Below are 21,105 nucleotides of genomic sequence, written 5' to 3'. Positions count from 1 at the left end.
TTTGAGAAGCACGTACATTTACATAGCCATAATGGCCACAGTGACTTACATACCAAGGGTCGCACCGCTTCTGGCGATGAAGGGAAGGCGGATAGAGTCGAAATTTCTGAAGTCGTTTCTGTACTATGTGCCATATGCGGTGCTTGGCTCTATGACGTTTCCGGCTGTAATCTACTCTACAGGGAATATGGCGACAGGAGCGATCGGAACGGCAGTGGCTATTTTTCTGGCATACTACAACAAAGGACTTACAAAGGTCGCGGTTTACGCAGTGCTGGCAGTCTACATATGCAGCTATATAATTTAAAGGGGTGATAATATGAACAGAAAGACAGCTGTAGTTACGGGAGGCTCTAGGGGAATAGGGCGGTCTATATCGGAGAATTTAGCAAGAGAGGGCTACAATGTGGTGATAAACTACAGAAACTCCGAGCAGAATGCAGAGGAGCTCAAGGAGAGGCTACTTTCGGAGGGGTTCTCAGTGGATATATTCAGAGCAGATGTATCTGTGGCTTGCGAAGCCGAGTCGCTTATTGAATTTGCGAAAATGAGGTTTGGAGGGCTTGACGTGCTTGTGAACAACGCCGGAATAGCCGAGATAAAGCTGTTTACGGACATAACAGACGAGGACTGGGACAAGATGATAAGGACAAATCTGAACAGCGTGTTCTACTGCTCGAAGCATGCCCTTAAGTACATGCTCCCACAGAAGTCTGGGAAGATAATAAACATTTCGTCTATTTGGGGGCTTATAGGGGCGTCTTGCGAGGTCCACTACTCGGTCACAAAGGCTGGGATAATAGCGCTTACAAAGTCCCTTGCGAAAGAGCTGGGGCCGTCCAATATACATGTAAACTGTGTAGCCCCTGGAGTCATAGACACCGACATGAATGGAGGTTTTTCGGAAGAGGAGCTCAGGGATATAACGAGCGAGATCCCAATGATGAAGATGGGTCTTCCGCAGGATATAGCCGAGGCCGTGCTCTTCTTTGCGTCCGACAAATCCAACTTTATAACCGGTCAGGTCCTGAGTCCTAACGGAGGGTCGGTAGTCTGATTGTCAAAAGTGAAATAGTTAGCAAGAGGCAAGGAAATAAAGATAAGTAGAATATAATCATAAAATCAGGGCTAATTTAAAATGGATTTGGTTTGTAGATAGTTCTGCTTTAGACTATAATAGGTTAAGACCGATACACCATATATATGGTGTATTTTAATTTGGAACACAATATAAGGGGGCATCACTATGGCTAGAGTACAGAAAAGGAATGGAGATATAGTCGGGTTCGACGTTACAAAGATAGAGGAAGCGATATTTGCATCGGCAAAATCAGTTGGAGGAACGGACAGAGAGGAAGCAAAGAGACTTTCTCATATGGTGGAGCAGATAGTCAAAGAAGCTTTCGGTGGAGGAGTTCCGACTGTAGAGGATATACAGGATATAGCGGAAAAAGTGCTTATAGAAGAGGGGCATGCCAAGACAGCCAAGTCTTACATACTCTACAGAAAGAAGAGAGAAGAGATAAGAGACGTGAAGAACCTGCTTATGGATGCAGAGAGCCTTGTAGACGACTACGTTTCGCTTGACGACTGGAGAGTAAACGAGAACGCCAACATGGGATTCAGCCTTCAGGGACTCAACAACCACATAGTCGAGTCTATAACCAAGAAGTATTGGCTGAACAAGATATACAGAAAAGAGCTGAGAGACCCTCATATAAAGGGAGATATCCATATACACGACTTGGGACTGCTAGCGCCTTACTGCTGCGGGTGGGACCTTGAAGCGTTGCTTCAGCACGGATTCAAAGGTGCGTCTGGAAAGATAGAGTCAAATCCTCCTAAGCATCTACAGTCGTTTCTAGGGCAGATTGTAAACTGGCTCTACACTCTTCAGGGAGAGGCAGCCGGAGCACAGGCTGTAAGCTCTCTAGACACTTATGCGGCTCCTTTTATATACTACGACAACTTAAGCTACAGCGAAGTCAAGAAAGCTGTACAGAGCTTTGTATTCAACCTCAACATACCTACAAGGGTAGGCTTCCAGACTCCTTTTACAAACATAACTCTTGACATAAAACCTCATCAGCTGCTGGAGAAGATGCCTGTAGTTGTGGGTGGAAAGAGACAGGAGAAGGTGTACGGAGAGTTCCAGGCGGAGATGGATATGTTCAACAAGGCATACTGCGAAGTGATGATGGAAGGTGACGGAGCAGGTAGAAGCTTCAGCTTCCCTATACCTACTATAAACATAACTGACGACTTCCCTTGGGAGTCGGAGGTGGCGGACAGCATAATGGAGATGACTAGAAAGTTCGGAACGCCTTACTTTGCAAACTTCGTAAACAGCGACATGTCTCCAGAAGACGTGAGATCTATGTGCTGCAGGCTGAGACTTGACAACAGAGAGCTTAGAAAAAGAGGAGGAGGGCTTTTCGGAGCAAACCCTCTGACTGGATCTATAAACGTGGTGACTTTGAATATGGCCAGGCTTGGATACCTCTCGAAAGATGAGATGGAGTTCAAGAAGAGAGTCAGAGACCTTATGGAGTACGCCAAGGAGATATGCGAAGTGAAGAGGGACATACTAGAGAGGTATATGGACGCAGGGCTCTATCCATACTCTAGGTTCTACCTCCAGGGTGTAAAGGACGGCACAGGAGAGTACTTCAAAAACCACTTCAGCACAATAGGGCTAAACGGAATGAACGAAGCTTGCGTAAACCTTCTAGGCAAAGACATAACTACAGAAGAGGGAAGAGACTTCGCTGTAGAGATAATGGAGTTTATGAACAAGGTTATAAGCATATTCCAAGAGGAGACGGGAAGTCTTTGGAACCTTGAGGCATCTCCAGCGGAAGGAGCGGCCTACAGATTCGCCAGAATGGACAAGAGGCTCTACCCTAAGATATACACTCAGGGAGAGAACGAGCCTTACTACACAAACTCTACACAGCTTCCTGTAGGATATACAGAAGATGTCTTCGAGGCCATAGAGCAGCAGGAGCCACTTCAGACGCTTTACACTGGAGGAACAGTGCTTCACGGCTTTATAGGAGAAGAGATAGACAGCGTGGAGACCACAAAGCTGCTTATAAAGAGGGCTTTTGAGAATAGCTCTATACCTTATTTCACAGTGACTCCTACCTACAGCATATGTCCTGAGCACGGATACCTTAAGGGAGAGCATTTCGAATGCCCACAGTGCGGACAGGAGTCTGAAGTTTGGACTAGAGTTGTTGGATTCCACAGGCCTGTACAGGCCTGGAACAAGGGCAAGAAAGAGGAGTTCAAGGACAGAGTGGAATTCTCACCGGAAGCTAGCTTAGAGGCTGAAAACGAGAAAGAAATGGAAGACGTGATATAGTTTGAAGGTAAAGGGAATTCAGAAATCTTCATTTATAGATTACCCAGACAAGATTGTGGCCGTGGTTTTCACAGGCGGCTGCAACTTCCGCTGTCCGTACTGCCACAACAGAGAGCTTGTCTACAATATGGGAGAGAATATAGACGAGGAGGAGCTCTTCTCTGAGCTTGAAAAACGGAAAAAATATCTGGATGGAGTCTGCATAACCGGCGGAGAGCCTACGCTGCAGCAAGGGCTTGATGAGTTTATCTTAAAGCTAAAAGGCATGGGGTATCTGATAAAGCTGGATACAAATGGAACCTCTCCAAAAGCCTTGAGAGACCTCTTGGAAAGAAATTTGCTAGACTATATAGCCATGGACATAAAGGCCCCAATTCAGAACTACAGAAGTGTTGCCATTGAAAAAGTGGACATAGAGACGATAGAGGAGTCTATAGAGCTTATAAGAGAGTCAGGAGTGGACTACGAGTTCAGAACCACCATATGCAAGGAGCTTCTGAGCACAGCGGACATACTGAAAATAGCCAAGAGAATAAAGGGCAGTATGAAATACACCCTTCAGAACTACAGAGACAGCGGGAACATACTCTCCGGGAAGAGCTATACACCGTATAAAAAAGAGGAGCTGGAGCTTTTGAGAGAGGAAATCAAGGGCTATTTCGGCAAATTCCACATTAGATACTAGCGAATCTGTGTTATAATGGATTTGAAATAATTTAGACTAGGAGGAATGAAAATGATACTTTACGCAGTTATAATGGAGACTATAGACGCTGAGAAGGACGCAGAGGTGCTAGACGTGCACAAGGCTTACCTTGCAAAGTATATAGAAGAAGGCAAGATATTCGCAAAAGGACCTTTCACAGATCACAGCGGAGGACTTATGATATACAACACAGCTAGCGAAGAAGAGGCTAGAGAGCTTGTAGAGAACGATCCAGTTATAAAGGAAAAATCTCGTAAGTACACTATAAAAGAGTGGAGAAGCACAATAGAGATATAAGAATATAGACGAAAGGGTAGCTTATAAGGCTGCCCTTTTTTTAGAATTTTAAAGGAGGGGAAAGTTTTGAAACTGCTTTTTATATCGGATATACACGGCTCATATCACTACGGAAAGAAGATAGAGGAGATATACGAAAAGGAGAAGCCGGATCAGCTTGTGCTGCTGGGAGATCTGCTTTACCACGGCGCCAGAAACCCGCTTACAGAGGAGTACAGCCCGAAAGACCTTATACCCGTACTGAACAAGTACAGAGACAAAGTGATGGCTGTGCGTGGAAACTGCGACAGCGAAGTGGACCAGATGGTGCTTGACTTCGACATCACAGCAGACTACAGCATAATATTTGTGGACGGACTCAAGTTCTTCATCACACATGGACATATCTACAACGAGTCGAAGCTGCCGAAAGGAGCATTTGACGTAATGGTCCACGGCCATACACATATACCTGTTGCTGAGAAGAAAGAGCACTTCTATCTGTTCAACCCTGGCTCTATAACGCTTCCAAAAGGAGGCCATCCGAGCTCCTACGGCGTATACGAAAACAGAGAGTTTTCTGTAAAGGATATAGCTGGAGTGGAGATGTTAAAGGTGAAAGTAGAATAGAAAATATAGGGAAAGTCCAAATTCCAGAAACTCCATATGGAATTTGGACTTTTCTGTAATTTCAAAGGGAGAACTGGTTTAATCTTGTAGAATGGGTATATTAAGAAGAAGGGAATTAAATATCGGATTAGAAGTTCAGGGGGATTATTATGGAGATTGAAAAGCTTGCGGCGTTTAAGTTGTTCGGCAGCGTGCTTGGACTCTGGGGAGTGGTTTTGATCTTTAGAGCGGTGTACTGCATATCAGATGGGATAGATATACATAGCAAGGAAAAGAGCAGTTTCAACTGTGATAAAGTTCAGGGGATACTTAATCTTGTGGCGGGTCTTTATTATTTTTCAGTTGGTTTTTTGATTGTGCTCAATATGGTTTCGTTTAGTTACTCTATATACAACACTGTCCCCATATTTGTAGTAGAGCGGGCGGCGGCGACGTGGATTAAAAAGCGAAGCTGGAAAAAGAAAAAAGACATAGAGCAGGAGTTCGACAAAGAAGATTAAAGCACTGCAACTTAGGTATATATTAAGGTGTAAGCCAAAATAGATAAGGGGGTGTTTGCCCTGGAATCCTTGAAAAATAATTACTTAAAAGCTTTTGGTGTATTTCTGCTAGTTGTGGCTATATTCCTTTTTACATCAGCTTTGGAATACACAAGAGAGAAGGAGCACCAAGAGCAAAAGCTGAAGGAGTCCCTGTCTGATATAGAAGATGATATACAGACCTCTATAGCCTATAAGATAGTTGCAGCAAGCGGTTTTAAAGACTATATAGGAAGGAATCCGACTTTCGACCAAGAGGAGTTTTCGGATTTTGGGGAAGAGACATATGGAGTTGGCGACGATGTCATGAGAAATATAAGCTTCTTAACAGACACGACCATAACCCATACATATCCATATGAAGAAAACAAATCAGGGATAGGCAGAGATCTTGCTGAAATAGAAGCTCAAAAGGACTGGATACTCTACACTAAAAGAACAAAAGAGACCATATTCACAGCTCCCGTAGAGCTAGTGGAGGGCGGAACAGGGTTTATAGTGAGAATACCGGTAGAGTCTGATGGAGACTATCTTGGACAGATATCCATGGTTTTCGACTACAATAAAATAATAGAATACAGCGGAGTCAAAGCTCTGTCAGAGGATATGTATGTAACTCTTGTTTCGAAAGATGGGTTCAAAGCGTCAGATAGTGTGGTCTGGAGCAATTTAGACAGCGAGACTCAGGTAGAAGATGACGAAGTAGACTCAGTAGACATAGAGCTGTACGACTCTAAGCTGACAATAAGAGCTTTTCCCAAAGAAGGATTTTCGGGGAAGTCTAGTCTGTTCTACATAATAATAGCTACAGGAGCTCTGATATCTTCAGTTTCAGGGTTTGTAAGCTATGAGCTTTTAAGCACAAATGAAATGTTGAGGCAGAACCAGAAGCAGCTAGGCGAAGCTCAGACAAAGCTTATGTCTAAGAATGAAGACTTGAAAGAGATGGTCGATAAGCTGGAGTCAAGCGAGGAACATATAAGTTTCTTAGCTGAACGCGATTTGCTGACAAATCTATTCAACAGAAGAAAGTGTTCCGAGGATATATCATACCATATAGAGAGAGATGGAAAGGGCTCGGTAATACTCATAGATATAGATAACTTTAAAAACATAAATGACACTCTGGGGCATTCCTATGGAGACAAGGTGCTAAAGCACCTAGGGAATCTTCTGCTCTCAAAAATACCTCATGGCTCCACAGCGTACAGAGTTGGAGGCGATGAGTTTGTGGTCCACATGCCATCTGTAATAGAGTACAAGGAAATAAAAAGCTGCGTAGATACGGTGTTTAAATCATTTAAGATGCACAACTCCATAGAGAGCATTAAAAACCATATAACTGCAAGTGTTGGAGTAGCAATATATCCAATAGACGCCATAACCTCAGAGGAAGTGATAATGAAAGCTGATATAGCCATGTACGACGCTAAAAAACTTGGGAAAAACAGATGCCACTACTTCAGTGATGATATGATGAGAAGTTTAGACTGGAAAGTCAACTTAGAGAGCGATCTCAGGGATGCTGTGGAAAATGGAAAGTTCAAGCTTCTATACCAGCCGGTCATAGATGCAGGCGAAAAAAGAATAGCTTATTTTGAAGCGCTCATAAGGATGGCGAACTCGGATTTATCTCCAGCTGTATTTATCGGTGTGGCAGAGGAGATAGGGCTGATAGTCCCAATAGGTGAATGGGTGGTAAAAGAGGCCATAAGACAGCTTCTAGAATGGAAAGAGGAAGGACATGATTTAAAGCCGGTGGCTATAAACGTGTCTCCGCTTCAGATAAGGCAGGAGAACTTTGTCGAGTTTCTGAAAGAGCAGATCGAGTCAAGCGGAATAGACCCTTCTCTTATTGAGATAGAGATAACAGAAACGGTGCTTATGGAAAACAGAGAGGAGAACATAAGAAGCCTTAAGGCCATAAGGGACTTGGGAATGGGAATAGCCCTAGACGACTTTGGAACAGGGTATTCTTCGCTCAGCTACTTGGCCTACCTGCCTGTCACAAAGGTGAAGCTGGACAAGTCCATAAAAGACAGATTTGTGAACTTTGAAGAGGCCCAGGTGATGGAGGGGATAATATCCATATGCCATGGACTGAAATTCAAGGTAGTTACAGAAGGGGTGGAAGATCAAGAGGAGTACAGTCAGCTTTTGGTTCAAGGGACAGACTATGTACAGGGATACTTTTTTAGCAAGCCACTTTTGCCTGAAGATGCAGTGTCGTTTTCTATAAGATAAAAATAGAGTCTGGATTTCCCGCGGGAGTCCAGACTCTGTTTTTAGTTTAGCCCAGCTTCTGGGTCTTGCTGTAAGCTGCTTTCATAGCCTCTATTACAGCGGATCTAAAGCCTCGCTCTTCTAAGACTGTAACGGCCTCTATAGTAGTTCCGCCAGGCGAACAAACTGCATCTTTAAGCTCTCCAGGGTGGGACTCTGTCTCAAGCACCATCTTGGCTGAGCCAAGCACTGACTGCGAAGCCAGCTTGTAAGCAAGATTCCTAGGAAGTCCCATAGACACTCCGGCATCGGCCATGGCCTCTATGAACATATAAACGTATGCTGGTGAACTCCCTGAGATAGGCACTACTGCATTCATCTGCGACTCGTCTATTATCTCCATTTCACCAAATGAAAGAAATATGCTCTTTATCTCTTTCACCTCTGAATCAGAGTATTCGTCGTCAGAGAAAGTTATAACGCTCATTCCCTCTCCTACAAGAGCAGGCGTGTTTGGCATAGAGCGTATGACTCTGGTGCTAGATCCAAGGTACATTTTGACAGTCTCCATGTCAAATCCAGGCGCTATAGTTATTACAACGTGATCAGGCTTTATATAGCTTTTGATGCTGTCCATGACCACCCTGTATATCTGAGGTTTTACAGCTAGAAAAACATACTTGGAATTGGATACAAGCTCTTCCATACTCTTAGACGGAGCTATCCCAAGCTCTGACTCTATGAGTTCAGCTCTTGCAGACGAGATGTCGTAAAAGCTGAAATCCTCATTTGAATTGCTTTTCATAAGGCCTTTTATTATGGAATAGCCCATATTTCCAATACCTATAAATCCAAATTTATACATCAAAACACCTCCAAATTAGATATATAGTATTATACCACACAAAAAACCTCTTAAACGCCATGGGGCTGTGCTATAATAACTAATTGAGGAGATGAGGCATATGATTATGGAGATGATAAGGGCGTTTATGATTATAACTATAGCCGAGATGGGAGACAAGACCCAGCTTCTGGCCATGACATTCGCCACCAAGTACAGCACCAGAAAAGTGCTTTTAGGAGTAGGAATAGGTTCCATGCTGAATCACGGGCTGGCCATACTGTTTGGAACGATACTTGCAAGGTACATAGACCTAGACTACCTTCAGATACTGGGAGGAGTTATGTTTCTCGTGTTCGGACTTTGGGGCCTTAGAGTAGATGACGGCGATGAGGATGAAGTGAAAGAGAAATACGGACCTGTGCTGACTGTGGCGCTGGCATTCTTTATAGGTGAACTTGGAGACAAGACTCAGCTAGCCGCTATGACGATATCTACTTATGCAGATTTTGCGGCATTTGTGCTGGCAGGAACAGTGCTTGGAATGGTTTTTACAAGCAGTCTAGGTATATTCGTAGGTGTCAAGATAGGAGACAAGGTTCCAGAGATATATATAAAGCTGGTTTCTTCAATAGTGTTCCTGATATTTGGTTTTACAAAGCTATACGACTCGCTTCCGGTAGAGTATGTAAGCTGGAAGTACTTTGGAATCGGCAGCGCCATAGTGGTGGCTATTGCGGTGTACATGTCCAGACAGATGCTTCAAAACAGACATAGAGAAAGCGAGTACAGAGAGGTAGCAGACGAGCTCAAAAGCCAAAATATACAGCTTAGGCTTGCTGTTGAAAATCTCTGCTTGGGCGGAGAATGTGGCAACTGCCAGGGGAGCAGCTGCGCTGTTGGGTTTATAAAAGAGGTGCTCGACTCCGAGGAGATGGACGACAAGAGGATAGAGTTCCACAAAAAGAAGTTCAGCGAAGAGGAGCTTGTAGAGGCCATAAGCATGACGCTCTACCACTACTTCAAGAACATAGAGAAGAACTTGGAAAACAGAAAACTGGACTTGACCAAGAGTGCGCTAGAGAAGACTGTGTTTGGAAAGGTAGTGGAAGGCAAAAAGGATTTCGCTGACTACATGTCTTATGTAAAGCGGTTGAACTCTGCAGCGGGTATAAAAGTGGAGAACAGGCTCAAGTCGCTGGGGCTGTTTTAGTATAGATTAAAACTATGAAGAAATAAAAAAATATAAAAAAATACTATAATTTATGTTTAAACGCAGAGAAGCAGGGAATATATACTACAAGAGAGATATATATTCTCTGCTTTATTTAAAACAACTTGATGATAATGAATATCAATTCTATTATAAGAGGAGGAAAAAGAAATGGAAAGATTAGTAGGAGCAAAAGCTCCAGATTTTAGCCTTCCGATGATCTCGGGAGACGGAGAGGACTTTGGAGTGGCAAGACTTGAGGACTACAAAGGGAAGTGGCTTGTGATGTTCTTCTACCCGCTTGACTTCACTTTCGTTTGACCGACAGAGATACAGGCCTTCAGTGGAAGGTATGACGAGTTTGAGGAAATAGGGGCTGACATACTTGGGATAAGTACAGACAGTGAACACTCACATAAAGCTTGGATAGATGGAAGTCTTGGAATACTGGAGTACCCGCTTGCATCGGATAGAACTAGAAAAGCTTCTTCTGACTATGGAGTACTTATAGAAGAAGAGGGTATAGCTATGAGAGGACTTTTCATAATAGATCCGGAAGGAAAAGTAAGATTCTCTACAGTAAACGATCTAGACGTTGGAAGAAGCGTAGATGAAGTGCTTAGAGTGCTTAAAGCTCTTCAGACAGGTGGACTCTGCAAGGCAGGATGGAAACCAGGAGACGAGCTGCTGGGATAATTTTAAAAGACGATCGCTTAAAGGCGATCGTCTTTTCTTATGTGTATTTAATTTAAAGCCCGTATGTCCCTAAACAAGAGGACACCTGTTAAGACTGATGATATAGCGTCTGCAACAGGCATGGCGTACCAGATTCCGTCTACACCAAAGAACTTGGGCAAAAGCAGAATAGCTGGGACAAGCATTATGACCTGTCTAGACATGCTCAGGAAAAAGGCTTTCTTGGGCTTCCCAGTGGCCTGAAAGTAGTTCGAGCTTATGATCTGAAACCCAACTATAGGGAATACAAGAAAGAAAGTCCGTATTCCATGGGCAGCTGAAGACGTGACCTCTTCGCTGTCTGAGAAGAAGGAAGCCAGAAACTCTGGAACAGTCTGAGCCAGTACAAAACCAAGCACTGAAAGCGCCGTAGCTCCTAAAATTGCGAGCTTTAAAGCTTTTTTCACACGGTCGTATTTCTTCGCTCCGTAATTATACCCTATTATGGGCTGGGCACCTTGGTTTATTCCGAACATAGGCATGAGTATCATTACAGACAGACTGTTTACAACTCCAAAAGCCGATATAGCTAGGTCTCCGCCGTACTGCCCGAAAGAGCGGTTGAAGAGGAGCGTGATTACGCTGTTGGCAAGCTGAATGGAGAACTGGGCTGAACCCAGTGAGAGAATTCCACCTACAACGTCAAACCTCAAGGGTATGTTCTCTCGCTTGAGCTTCAGTAGGCTAAGCTCGCAGAAAAAATACCTAAGTACCCATACCATGGATATAAACTGCGCTATAACAGTAGCCAAGGCTGCGCCCTTTATGCCCATATCAAACCATATCATAAATACAGCATCCAGTATTATATTCAGGATTGCGCCTATTAGCATAGTCTTCATGGCTATGCTGGGCCTGCCTTCAGCACGTATGAAGTTGTTCATTCCAAAGCCTATAAGCTGGAAGCCAAATCCAAAGAGTATTATCCTTAAATACTCTGAAGCGTAGGGCAGTGTTATGTCGCTAGCTCCGAATGCCCTAAGTATAGGCTCTAGGAATATGAATGTAACCACAGAGAGCAGAATAGCAGTTATGACAAGCAGAGAAAATCCGTTTCCTAAAATCCGCTCCGCTTCATCTCTTTTGTTCTGCCCTAGCCTTATAGATACAAGCGAGGTTGCACCTATGCCTATCAGCATACCGAAGGCTATGACTATCATCATATAGGGGTAGGCCACTATAGTTCCGGCAAAAGCCTCAGGCCCCACAAAGTTTCCTATAAATATCCTGTCTACCACATTGTATATTGCATTTACAAGCATACCGACTATCGCAGGTATAGAAAACTTCACTATAAGGTGAAGAATCCGCTCTTCACCCAACTGTTTAGAACTATCCAAAAAATCATCTCCTTTATTTCACAGAAACCCTGTGATACACCTTCTTGCCTTTTCTGACCATCATGCTTCCATCTACAAAGTCATCGAGCGTTACAACTTTAGAAGGGTCGGATACAGGAACGTCGTTTATGGACACTCCATTTTGCTGAACGAGCCTTCTAGCTTCTCCGTTTGACTTAGTAAGCCCAAGCTCTGTAAGAAGCCCTAAAAGCCCTGTCCCCTCCTGGAATATAGAACTGTCAAGCTCTGTGGTAGGTATAGACGAGCTATCGGTACCACCGCTGAAAAGAGCTCTTGCAGCGCTCTGGGCCTTTTCGGCTTCCTCAGCACCGTGCACAAGGCTTGTGACCTCGTAGGCAAGTATCTCCTTTGCCTTGTTTATCCCTGCGCCCTCTAGTGCAGATAGACTCTCCACTTCGTCCATAGGTAGGAAAGTCAGAAGTCTTAGGCACTTGTTTACGTCAGCGTCTTCGACATTTCTCCAGTACTGGTAGAAGTCATATGGCGACATCTTGTCGGCAGAAAGCCAGACAGCTCCGTTTGCAGTCTTGCCCATCTTCTGGCCTTCGCTGTTTGTAAGCAGTGTGCAAGTCATGGCGTATGCTTGCTTGCCTTCTTTTCGCCTTATAAGTTCCATTCCGGCTATCATGTTGGACCACTGGTCGTCTCCACCAAGCTGCATCTTGCAGTCGTACTTCTGGTTCAGCACGTAGAAGTCGTACCCCTGCATAAGCATGTAGTTGAATTCGAGGAATGAAAGACCTTTCTCAAGCCTCTGCTTGAAACACTCGGCAGAGAGCATCCTGTTTACAGAGAAGTGAACCCCGATATCCCTTATAAAGTTCACGTAGTTAAGGTCTAGCAGCCAGTCGGCGTTGTTTGCGAGTATCGCCTTTTCGTCAGAGAAGTCTATAAATCTCTCAAGCTGAGACTTTATAGAAGCTACGTTGTGACTTATATCTTCATCAGTCAGCATCTGCCTCATATCAGTTCTGCCTGAAGGGTCTCCTATCATGGCAGTACCGCCTCCCACAAGGGCTATAGGCCTGTGGCCGGCTTTCTGCATATGGGACATAAACATCATGGCTATGAAATGTCCTACGTGAAGGCTGTCGGCAGTTGGGTCGAAGCCTATGTAGAAAGTCACTTTCTCTTTTCCAAGCAGCTCTCTGATTTCGTCTTCATGAGTAGTCTGCTTTATATATCCTCTTTCCATTAAAGTGTCAAATACGTTTTCCAAAATATCTCCTCCTAAAAAATGAAAATAAAAAAGAGCCCCGTTCATCCTGATAAGGACGAAGAAACTCGTGGTACCACCTTAATTCGCAGCACAAGCTGCCTTAGATTGCTGTAACGTGCAATATACGTGGCAAATTGCCATCCTCCAGAACGTAATTCACAATTTGCGCAGTTATAGGCTTTTCACCATCCAGCCTACTCTCTCTATTGTAAACGCCAAACTGCTACTTCAATCTTTCATAGAAACTATATACTTGTACAGTACAATGATATTATACAGAGTTTGCTTTGTCAACATGGCGCAAAACAAAAAAGACCGGCACATGGCCGGTCCCTCACGGTAGACTACTCTACGCTTATGTCTAAACTGTTTTCCCAAAGTCCGTGTATGTTGCAATAGCTCATCGCGTATACAGTCCCAGACTTAGGAAGCTTAACCGATACAGTTCCAGCTGGCTCAGAGAATACATCGAACTCTCCATGGGCTGCAAATTGGAAGTCTGCAATCTCCACAGGGAACTTGGCGTCAGCTGGCTTGAAAAGCACCTTTATCCACTTTATCTGATGTTCAAGCGTGTTTGGATGCTTTATCTCTTCGCCTACAACTACCTTTATATCCACTTCCTCTCCTGCTTTAACTGAAGAAGGTGCCAATATAGCTGGTACGTGCTTTTCGCCTTTCCAGTCTCCTGATTGTAAAAATTGACCTATACTCATATCAAATGCCCCCTTGTTTTATTATTACGATATTTATTTAATTCTGATTGAATTACTACGTTATAATATATATACACTTTAGGTTTGAGATTTAAACAGAAAACAATAAATAATGGGTATGAATTTCTATATATCACAAATGGAGGTAGCTATGGACACGAGGCGAGAAGTAGACAAGCTGAAGCTGGAGCTTATAATGACAAAGCCGTTTTTCGGAAATGTACTGTACTCACTGGAATTAAAAGATGATTCAGATATCAAAGCGGTAGTGGAATCTGATGGACTATATATAAAGTACAATGAAAAACTTATAGAGGAGAGCAGGCTCAGTGTCTCCAGGCTAAGATACGCTATTTTACACGAGATGTACAGGATACTGCTTTTGCACGAGTACAGGAGAGAGTACAGAGACTCTAGAATCTGGAATATAGCTTGCGATATGGTCATAGAGCACAGGTTGAGTGCAATCTTAGAGCAGGAGTTTGGAAAGCTGAATCCTCCACCCAGTTACGACCCCAGCAGAGGTCTCTACTTGAATAAATTCATAGTTTTCGACGAGGAGCGGTTCAGACGGGAGACGGAGGAGAACATATACAGAAAGCTTATGAAAAACTACTCTGAAAACAGTGGCGAGATAGCTTATTTAGACGAAGTGTTTTCCCTGAACTTGAAAAAATCCGACTTGAAAAGCAGAAGAGAATCATCGGCAGATACGAAACAGGAGAATGCTGAGATGCAAAAGAACAGGATAAAGAGCATAGTGGCCGAAAGCGTCACAAAAGACAGGCTCGCCGGAAGCGACTCAGCTGAAGGCTCAAAGATACTTGGCAGGATAGAGGGCAAGAAGATAAACTGGCTGAGCATACTCAGAAGGCATCTTCAGGTGAAGACTACGGAAGACACTTCCTTTGCATATCCAGACTCTAGGTTTCAATGGAACGATATGGTCATACCTGACTTTGAACCAAGGGAAGACTTTCTGGACTTGCTTATAGTACTGGATCTTTCGTCTTCGATAGAAAAGCGCGAGATAGACCAGATGCTCTTTCAGATCAAGAATCTTTCAGAACAGTTCAGTTTAAATGGAAGAGTTATAGGGTTTTCCACAGAGGTGGTACTGGACAAGCCCTTGAATACAAAGGAGATAGAGAAGAATATAGAGCGATACGCCTTTGGAGGAACGGACTGGAACTGCGTGCCGAAGTACGTAGCGGAGAAAAGAATAGGCTACGGATTTGCAATTACGATTACAGACGGAGGTTTCTATACAGCTCCAGAGGATATGCACAATCACATGTGGATTTTAACAGAGGGCAGCGTGATGAGGTACAGCGTTATCAACAGAGTAGTAGAACTATAGGGGGTGGCTTAGATGAAAGCGGAAACTAGGATAAAAGACGTAGAAGAGATACTGAAGTATTCGATAGAAAACGGGCTCAAGAAGCCCATCATGATATATGGGAAAGTGGGAGTTGGAAAGTCGGAGACTGTAAGGAAAGTCGCAAGCGATTTAAATATCGGATTTATAGATATGAGAGTGCTGCTTTACTCTGAAGTGGAGCTGAAGGGGATACCTTTTCCGAATGAAGACAGGACTTCGACAGTCTGGCTTAAAAACAATCTACTTCCTGAAGCTGACAGGGACGGGGAGCGAGGCATACTCTTGCTTGACGAGCTTCCAGCGGCCAAGCCTGCCGTAATGACTGCGCTTTACCAGCTATGTCTCGACAGGGCGCTTGGAGAGTACAGTCTGCCAGATGGGTGGCATATAGTGGCAACTGGAAACAGAGAGGAAGACAGAGGTGTCTACTACGAGATGCCGCCGGCGCTTTCAGACAGGTTTATAAAGTTCAACATGATGACCTCCGCGGAAGACTGGCTGAACCTATATGCCTACAAGCACAGAGTACACCACTTGGTGACCTCGTTTATATCCTTTGCACCAGAGCGACTACACACCTACAATCCAGAGCTGGAGATGACCAGCAGCTACTTTGCGACTCCTAGGACTTGGGTGGGAATAAGCGACATGCTGTATACTTCGGACGAGGAAAAGCTAAATTCAAACAGGATAGTCTGGGAGCTTATAAGAGGCAGTCTAGACGACGTGACATACTCCATGTTTTCGGAGTTCTGCAGGCTGAAAGACGAGCTTCCAGATATAGACGGGATACTGGACGGCAAAGCTGTAGCTATGCCTGGGGAAGAGGACAAGAAGCATCTTGTGGTCGGGACCTTGGCCAACAAAACAGCTTCGATTATGATAGGTGATTTTGAGGTTTTGCATAGAAATACCTTGGATGAAGTTACAGTTGGTAAAGTGGAAAGAGTGCTTGAGTTTGTGAAAAAAAACTTGGAGCCATCTCTTATGGCTAAATTCTTGAAGGAGCTTTCGCTAAAGGACAGCCGCATAGGAGATTATTTTCAGACAGAAGACTTTGAGTTATACGATGAAATAATAGACGAGATATCCTCGATAATGGAGTGATCGCATGGACTTAAATAGATTTAGAAAGATCATGGAAAAGTATGTGAAGATATACAACCTAAACGAGATGAGCTTAGAAGGCGACAGGCTTACCGTAAGGCTTATATACAATATCTCGAAAGAGAAGCTCTCAAAGCCCGTGTATAGAAGCTTTGAAACTTCTAAAATGATTCGTGCAGTTAACTTAGATATATTTGAAGAGAATTTGGAATTTATCTTTAAAAGAGGTAGGGACAGAAGAATAGTAGATATAGGCAAGATACTGTCTCTGCTGGACGTGGAGAAGAGTTTCAAGACAGAGCACAGAGAAGCTGTAGAAGAGGTAAGGCTGAAGCTATTTGAAAACCGGGATGTGGACGAATCCATAATGATGATGGTGCTCTCTAACGATGTAGTCTCATACAGAGAGGAAAGTAAGCTAAAGGCCAAGTATGTTGTGAGCAAAGAGACTGTAAAAGCCTATGTCTCAAGCCTGAAACTTCATACAGTGGAGTACCTGGATATGCTTGAAAAAATGGACTACGATCAGCTTTTCGAAGCATTGCTTGAAATAGACAGCATGGTGGAGAGATCTATAGAGATCCAGAGAAGGCGGGGAGAGCTGATAAAAGAGGGGTGTGAAATAACTCCTGAGCTTCTGGAGTCTATAGAGCAGTCGGAAATCGGTGACAGAGAGCAGAGGGACATCTTCAAGGCCTACCATCACTACCTCACAAACGACTTGAACAGGTCTAAAAGCTCCGAGATGATCAAGTACAAGGGTGTGATGTATGAGATAGTCAAGGTAGGTGGAGACGGATACCTCATAGTGAGGCATCCCGAAAAAAGCATAGTCACGGAGGACAGGCTTATAGACCGCATAATAGTCAAGTACAAGATGCTCCGTGGAGAGATAGGCTAGGCCCTGTATTCGCCATAGACAGAGTCGAAGTAGTCGAACACCAGACGTCTGTCGCAGCTCAAGCCTGTGTAGAATGAGTTGTTCCAAAGAGTTCCGTCTAAAGCGGAGCAGTCACCGCTATTTGCCTTAGAGAAGTAGAGCTCGCACAGCTCTTTGGCAGTTGAGACAGAGCGGTCGAATAGCTCGGGGAAGCTCGAGGTGATCTCTACATCTATATCCCAAGGAAGATGCCATGGCCTATGCTCGAGGTTTAGATAGTCAATATTGTTGTCTACAGGGCCAGAGTGTATTGCAGAAGAAAAAACTGGAGGCCTTCCGAGCAAAGACTCAATCAGCTCAAGCAGAAATTTTTTCACGCCTGTTCTGTCCATAGAAAGCAGCAGCGTAGTCTCGGTGGCTTTGATCGCAGAAACTATCTCGGAATACGGGGCGTCCAGCTTGAACATCTCAGACAGAATCCAGGAATAGAACTGCCCTATTACAAGCCTAGAGTGATTGTCTGTGTGAATAAGCTTAAATGGACTGAGCTTAGAAGGCTTTGTACCCAGAATGTGTTGAAGCATAAGTATGTCGACGGCAGTCTCAAATCTCCTGTGATCGGCACTGTACCGCTCTCTAGATTCCGACTTGGGTACCTTGAAGCCTGACTTATAGAAAACATAAGGGTGCGCAGAGCCATCTAAGCTGTAGTGGCAGATATAACCCATTATATAGGCCAGCAGAATGTCACGGTCTCTACCGTTTGTCCTGGAGATGTACTCAAGAGACTTCTCGAAAAAAAGCCCAACCTTTAGATAGTGAAGCCTTCCGCCGAGCTTGGCAAGAGAAGTCGACTTCTTGAATGGCCAGAAGTCGAAGTAGAAGAATATATCTGGACCCTGAGCTCCTAGGCTAAATACATTTCTATTGGAGTCTAAAATGGACTTGAGACTGGAAGACCCTATGGTTTCGAGTACAGCAGAGCTGGCTAAGTAGTGGCAGTAGAAACTAGGCAAGAAATCCCCCCTCTTTTTTTGAATTCAAATACAACCATAAGAACATGATATACTGCGAAAAAGAAAAAAGCCAGCAGTGATTGACTTTGCAATCATTACTGGCTTTAGATTTGAACGCATATTTTACCTCTGGAATCCATAGCTCCAATTGCGGATCCCGCCGAAATTATACACAGCTGTGTATCCGAGATTTCGAAGAATCTGGCAAGCCTGGGCTGACCTGGCACCGCTTTGACAGTACAGGACTAGAGTTTTGTCTAGTTGGATGTTGTTCTGATTCATAGTATCGGCCACAAATTGAACTGGAACATTTGAACTGCCTGGGATATGTCCTACCTGATACTCGCCAGGAGACCTTACATCCAAGAGTATAGGTGGATTTTCGCTTTGGAGCATCTCTTTCAGCTGAGAGTCTGACAGTGAAGCTGCTGGATTTTGACTGAATAAGTTTAAAAGGCCCATATATTAATACCTCCGATTTAATTTATATCTATATATTAAAATATAACGATGTTAAAGTCAAGAGAATATCCCCTAAATTACTTCAGGGGATATCTTCTTCCGTCGGGAATATTGTTGACCACCAAGGCTATTATAACTATTACAACTGCTCCCAAAGCCACCGGGACAAGCGGATATAGGTATCCTAGTTTGTAAATTCCAGGACCTCCGGTCACTGCTATAAGGGCGGTAGCTCCGCCTGGAGGATGCACCGTATCTGTAAGCTGCATCACAACTATGGCTACCGAGACAGCAAGGGCTGAAGCCAGCCAGTAGTCTCCACCGAATAACTTGTAAACCGTAACCCCTACCAATGCGGAAAGCACATGGCCTCCTATTATGTTCTTAGGCTTAGCCAGCGGGCTTTCAATTGCGCAATATGCAAGTACAGCTGAAGCTCCAAAGGACCCTACCATAAGGGTCAAAGTCCCTCCTGATAACTGTCCTACAAGGGAATGCATATTCGCCAGAATCGAAATTCCAAGAAAAGAGCCAATCCAAGACCATAATAAAGAGGATGTTTTGGCTTTGCTTAATAGTCTGGTAAGTGATCTAGATAAGCCATCTGTATTTGACTGGCTTAAAAGCTCAAGTTCGTCAGAATAACTATCTGCCTCGAGTTCAAGTTTTTTCAGATCCATAGATCCTCCTTTGCATTTAGATGTATTTAGAGTTTTATAAAAGCCGAAGAAACTCTGTCTTCGGCTTTACTCTTTACATTATATCACATTATGCTCCTAGGAAGATCTTCATATCTTCGTCTACTGAAGTTATTCCAGCTATTCCGAAGTTCTCTACAAGCACCTTTGCCACGTTTGGCGAAAGGAATGCAGGAAGTGTAGGTCCTAGGTGGATGTTCTTAACTCCTAGTGCAAGCAGTGCAAGCAGCACTATTACGGCTTTCTGCTCATACCAAGCTATGTTGTAAGCTATAGGAAGCTCGTTTATGTCGTTTAGCTCGAATACCTCTTTCAGCTTAAGCGCTATAACTGCAAGCGAGTAAGAGTCGTTGCACTGTCCAGCGTCTAGAACTCTAGGTATTCCGCCTATATCTCCAAGCGGAAGCTTGTTGTATCTGTACTTGGCACATCCTGCTGTAAGGATGACTGTGTCTTTTGGAAGCTTCTCGGCGAACTCAGTGTAGTAGTCTCTAGACTTCATTCTTCCGTCGCATCCTGCCATTACAAAGAACTTCTTGATGGCTCCAGACTTAACAGCGTCTACCACCTTGTCGGCTAGCTGCATCACCTGCGCGTGTGCAAACCCTCCGACTATTTTTCCAGTCTCTATCTCTGTAGGAGGTGCACATTTCTTGGCGTGCTCTATTATGGCAGAGAAGTCCTTGTTTCCGTTTGAGTCCATCTCTATATGAGTACATCCTGGGAACCCAGAAGCTCCTGTAGTGTAGATTCTCTCTCTTACTTCTTCGCTCTTAGGTGGCACTATACAGTTAGTTGTGAACAGTATAGGTCCGTTGAAAGAAGCGAACTCAGTCTGCTGTTTCCACCAAGCGTTTCCGTAGTTTCCTACAAAGTGGTCGTACTTCTTGAACGCCGGGTAGTAGTTGGCTGGAAGCATCTCAGAGTGCGTATATACGTCTACTCCAGTTCCTGCAGTCTGCTCTAGAAGTCTCTCCATGTCTTTAAGGTCATGACCTGAGATAAGTATTGCAGGGTTGTTTCTAACTCCTATGTTCACCTCAGTTATTTCAGGGTTTCCGTATGCAGAAGTGTTGGCAGCATCTAGAAGCGCCATTACGTCTACTCCGAACTTTCCAGTTTCAAGAGTAAGCGCTACAAGCTGGTCTACAGAAAGTGAGTCGTCTGTAGTAGAAGCAAGTGCTCTCTCTATAAACTCAAATATATCATCTTTAGTAGATCCAAGGTTGTAAGCGTGCTCAGCGTAGGCAGCCATTCCCTTCAGTCCATATACTACAAGCTCTCTAAGTGATCTTACGTCTTCGTTTTCAGTCGAAAGCACGCCCACCGATTTAGCTTTTTCGTCGTAGTCTGATTCAGGAGCAGACCAAGTAGCAGCATCTGCTGTGATACCACTTACATCTCCACCTGCAGATACGACTGCATCTTTGACCTTGTCTCTAAGGGACTTAGCCTCAGTTATAGTTTCTATAAATACATCGTAGTCGAAGTTGGCATTTGTGATAGTCATGAAAAGACCTTCCATTATAAATGCATCAGCTTCAGAAGTGTCTAGCTTAAGCTCTCTGGCCTTCTGGCTGTAAAGCGCTATCCCCTTAAGTGTGTGCATAAGTAGATCTTGTATATTGGCTACTGCTGAAGTCTTTCCACAGACTCCCATTGCTGTACATCCTGTTCCCTGTGCTGCCTCTTGACATTGATAACAAAACATGCTCATATTGTAAAACCTCCT

21 protein-coding genes and 1 other annotated feature are annotated in these 21,105 nt (G+C 44.0%); of the genes, 13 read left to right on the top strand and 8 right to left on the bottom strand.

The window, feature by feature from the left end:
* The first annotated feature begins 1 nt into the window (after position 1).
* The 8 genes from EUAN_RS08835 (at position 2) to EUAN_RS08800 (ending at position 7,762) form a co-directional block, all read left to right on the top strand.
* Positions 2 to 307 carry an AzlD domain-containing protein gene (locus tag EUAN_RS08835; RefSeq protein ID WP_071063803.1) on the top strand — a complete coding sequence of 102 codons (306 nt, stop codon included), beginning with the start codon at positions 2 to 4 and terminating at the stop codon, positions 305 to 307.
* Positions 308 to 319: 12 nt separating this feature from the next.
* Positions 320 to 1,057: an elongation factor P 5-aminopentanone reductase gene (ymfI, locus tag EUAN_RS08830; protein ID WP_071063801.1), complete on the top strand. Its 738-nt coding sequence runs from the start codon at positions 320 to 322 to the stop codon at positions 1,055 to 1,057.
* Positions 1,058 to 1,246: 189 nt separating this feature from the next.
* Complete coding sequence (locus EUAN_RS08825; RefSeq protein WP_071063799.1) at positions 1,247 to 3,367, top strand: ribonucleoside triphosphate reductase; 2,121 nt, start codon at positions 1,247 to 1,249, stop codon at positions 3,365 to 3,367.
* 1 nt (position 3,368) lies between these two features.
* Positions 3,369 to 4,052, top strand: coding sequence for an anaerobic ribonucleoside-triphosphate reductase activating protein (locus EUAN_RS08820; protein ID WP_071063797.1), 684 nt, complete (start codon positions 3,369 to 3,371; stop codon positions 4,050 to 4,052).
* 51 nt (positions 4,053 to 4,103) lie between these two features.
* Positions 4,104 to 4,370: a YciI family protein gene (locus tag EUAN_RS08815; protein WP_071063795.1), complete on the top strand. Its 267-nt coding sequence runs from the start codon at positions 4,104 to 4,106 to the stop codon at positions 4,368 to 4,370.
* Between the two features lie 66 nt (positions 4,371 to 4,436).
* The gene (yfcE, locus tag EUAN_RS08810; protein WP_071063793.1) at positions 4,437 to 4,979 is read left to right on the top strand and encodes a phosphodiesterase; all 543 of its coding nucleotides are present in this window, start codon (positions 4,437 to 4,439) and stop codon (positions 4,977 to 4,979) included.
* Positions 4,980 to 5,128: 149 nt separating this feature from the next.
* The gene (locus tag EUAN_RS08805) at positions 5,129 to 5,479 is read left to right on the top strand and encodes a hypothetical protein (RefSeq protein WP_071063791.1); all 351 of its coding nucleotides are present in this window, start codon (positions 5,129 to 5,131) and stop codon (positions 5,477 to 5,479) included.
* A 141-nt stretch (positions 5,480 to 5,620) separates the two neighbouring features.
* A complete protein-coding gene (locus tag EUAN_RS08800) occupies positions 5,621 to 7,762 on the top strand; it encodes a bifunctional diguanylate cyclase/phosphodiesterase (RefSeq protein WP_169817371.1) in 2,142 nt (713 codons plus the stop codon).
* Between the two features lie 46 nt (positions 7,763 to 7,808).
* On the opposite strand, the gene proC is transcribed toward EUAN_RS08800, so the two are convergent.
* Positions 7,809 to 8,606 carry a pyrroline-5-carboxylate reductase gene (proC, locus tag EUAN_RS08795; RefSeq protein WP_071063788.1) on the bottom strand — a complete coding sequence of 266 codons (798 nt, stop codon included), beginning with the start codon at positions 8,604 to 8,606 and terminating at the stop codon, positions 7,809 to 7,811.
* A 100-nt stretch (positions 8,607 to 8,706) separates the two neighbouring features.
* Here proC and EUAN_RS08790 point away from each other — a divergent pair, with 100 nt between their 5' ends.
* Positions 8,707 to 9,798 carry a TMEM165/GDT1 family protein gene (locus EUAN_RS08790; protein ID WP_071063786.1) on the top strand — a complete coding sequence of 364 codons (1,092 nt, stop codon included), beginning with the start codon at positions 8,707 to 8,709 and terminating at the stop codon, positions 9,796 to 9,798.
* Positions 9,799 to 9,969: 171 nt separating this feature from the next.
* Complete coding sequence (locus tag EUAN_RS08785) at positions 9,970 to 10,494, top strand: peroxiredoxin (protein ID WP_084655859.1); 525 nt, start codon at positions 9,970 to 9,972, stop codon at positions 10,492 to 10,494.
* A 47-nt stretch (positions 10,495 to 10,541) separates the two neighbouring features.
* On the opposite strand, the gene EUAN_RS08780 is transcribed toward EUAN_RS08785, so the two are convergent.
* From EUAN_RS08780 to EUAN_RS08770, 3 genes are all read right to left on the bottom strand, one after another.
* Positions 10,542 to 11,873: an MATE family efflux transporter gene (locus EUAN_RS08780; RefSeq protein WP_071063785.1), complete on the bottom strand. Its 1,332-nt coding sequence runs from the start codon at positions 11,871 to 11,873 to the stop codon at positions 10,542 to 10,544.
* A gap of 13 nt (positions 11,874 to 11,886) precedes the next feature.
* Positions 11,887 to 13,158 (bottom strand): tyrosine--tRNA ligase, encoded by a 1,272-nt coding sequence (tyrS, locus tag EUAN_RS08775; RefSeq protein WP_211266335.1) that lies wholly within the window; start codon positions 13,156 to 13,158, stop codon positions 11,887 to 11,889.
* A 3-nt stretch (positions 13,159 to 13,161) separates the two neighbouring features.
* Positions 13,162 to 13,362, bottom strand: a binding site (T-box leader).
* Between the two features lie 95 nt (positions 13,363 to 13,457).
* Complete coding sequence (locus EUAN_RS08770; RefSeq protein ID WP_071063781.1) at positions 13,458 to 13,829, bottom strand: class II SORL domain-containing protein; 372 nt, start codon at positions 13,827 to 13,829, stop codon at positions 13,458 to 13,460.
* 139 nt (positions 13,830 to 13,968) lie between these two features.
* Here EUAN_RS08770 and EUAN_RS08765 point away from each other — a divergent pair, with 139 nt between their 5' ends.
* The 3 genes from EUAN_RS08765 to EUAN_RS08755 are packed head-to-tail and all read left to right on the top strand — an operon-like array spanning position 13,969 to position 17,218.
* On the top strand, positions 13,969 to 15,189 hold the full coding sequence (locus EUAN_RS08765; protein WP_169817370.1) for a DUF2201 family putative metallopeptidase: 1,221 nt from the start codon (positions 13,969 to 13,971) through the stop codon (positions 15,187 to 15,189).
* 12 nt (positions 15,190 to 15,201) lie between these two features.
* Positions 15,202 to 16,317 (top strand): ATP-binding protein, encoded by a 1,116-nt coding sequence (locus EUAN_RS08760; protein WP_071063778.1) that lies wholly within the window; start codon positions 15,202 to 15,204, stop codon positions 16,315 to 16,317.
* A 4-nt stretch (positions 16,318 to 16,321) separates the two neighbouring features.
* Positions 16,322 to 17,218 (top strand): hypothetical protein, encoded by an 897-nt coding sequence (locus tag EUAN_RS08755; RefSeq protein WP_071063776.1) that lies wholly within the window; start codon positions 16,322 to 16,324, stop codon positions 17,216 to 17,218.
* On the opposite strand, the gene EUAN_RS08750 is transcribed toward EUAN_RS08755, so the two are convergent.
* The 4 genes from EUAN_RS08750 to hcp form a co-directional block, all read right to left on the bottom strand.
* Entirely contained in the window at positions 17,215 to 18,213 is a 999-nt protein-coding gene (locus EUAN_RS08750; protein WP_071063774.1) for a zinc dependent phospholipase C family protein, read from the bottom strand. The two genes, EUAN_RS08755 and EUAN_RS08750, sit on opposite strands and share 4 nt — an antisense overlap.
* Before the next feature lie 123 nt (positions 18,214 to 18,336).
* On the bottom strand, positions 18,337 to 18,675 hold the full coding sequence (locus EUAN_RS08745) for a rhodanese-like domain-containing protein (RefSeq protein WP_071063772.1): 339 nt from the start codon (positions 18,673 to 18,675) through the stop codon (positions 18,337 to 18,339).
* A gap of 77 nt (positions 18,676 to 18,752) precedes the next feature.
* Complete coding sequence (locus tag EUAN_RS08740) at positions 18,753 to 19,355, bottom strand: HPP family protein (protein WP_084655856.1); 603 nt, start codon at positions 19,353 to 19,355, stop codon at positions 18,753 to 18,755.
* A gap of 88 nt (positions 19,356 to 19,443) precedes the next feature.
* Positions 19,444 to 21,090 (bottom strand): hydroxylamine reductase, encoded by a 1,647-nt coding sequence (gene hcp / locus EUAN_RS08735; protein WP_071063770.1) that lies wholly within the window; start codon positions 21,088 to 21,090, stop codon positions 19,444 to 19,446.
* Positions 21,091 to 21,105 lie beyond the last annotated feature (15 nt).

The organism is Andreesenia angusta (assembly GCF_001855385.1).
GTDB lineage: Bacteria > Bacillota > Clostridia > Tissierellales > Gottschalkiaceae > Andreesenia > Andreesenia angusta.
The sequence above is the reverse complement of the archived record's forward strand: the minus strand, read 5'-3'. Positions and strand labels throughout refer to the sequence as shown.

Coding starts and splice junctions, on each gene's coding strand:
- ymfI (WP_071063801.1), top strand. CDS start 320: ATGAACAGAAAGACAGCTGTAGTTACGGGAGGCTCTAGGGGAATAGGG.
- EUAN_RS08825 (WP_071063799.1), top strand. CDS start 1,247: ATGGCTAGAGTACAGAAAAGGAATGGAGATATAGTCGGGTTCGACGTT.
- EUAN_RS08815 (WP_071063795.1), top strand. CDS start 4,104: ATGATACTTTACGCAGTTATAATGGAGACTATAGACGCTGAGAAGGAC.
- EUAN_RS08805 (WP_071063791.1), top strand. CDS start 5,129: ATGGAGATTGAAAAGCTTGCGGCGTTTAAGTTGTTCGGCAGCGTGCTT.
- proC (WP_071063788.1), bottom strand. CDS start 8,606: ATGTATAAATTTGGATTTATAGGTATTGGAAATATGGGCTATTCCATA.
- EUAN_RS08790 (WP_071063786.1), top strand. CDS start 8,707: ATGATTATGGAGATGATAAGGGCGTTTATGATTATAACTATAGCCGAG.
- tyrS (WP_211266335.1), bottom strand. CDS start 13,158: ATGAACGGGGCTCTTTTTTATTTTCATTTTTTAGGAGGAGATATTTTG.
- EUAN_RS08770 (WP_071063781.1), bottom strand. CDS start 13,829: ATGAGTATAGGTCAATTTTTACAATCAGGAGACTGGAAAGGCGAAAAG.
- EUAN_RS08765 (WP_169817370.1), top strand. CDS start 13,969: ATGGAGGTAGCTATGGACACGAGGCGAGAAGTAGACAAGCTGAAGCTG.
- EUAN_RS08760 (WP_071063778.1), top strand. CDS start 15,202: ATGAAAGCGGAAACTAGGATAAAAGACGTAGAAGAGATACTGAAGTAT.
- EUAN_RS08755 (WP_071063776.1), top strand. CDS start 16,322: ATGGACTTAAATAGATTTAGAAAGATCATGGAAAAGTATGTGAAGATA.
- EUAN_RS08745 (WP_071063772.1), bottom strand. CDS start 18,675: ATGGGCCTTTTAAACTTATTCAGTCAAAATCCAGCAGCTTCACTGTCA.
- EUAN_RS08740 (WP_084655856.1), bottom strand. CDS start 19,355: ATGGATCTGAAAAAACTTGAACTCGAGGCAGATAGTTATTCTGACGAA.
- hcp (WP_071063770.1), bottom strand. CDS start 21,090: ATGAGCATGTTTTGTTATCAATGTCAAGAGGCAGCACAGGGAACAGGA.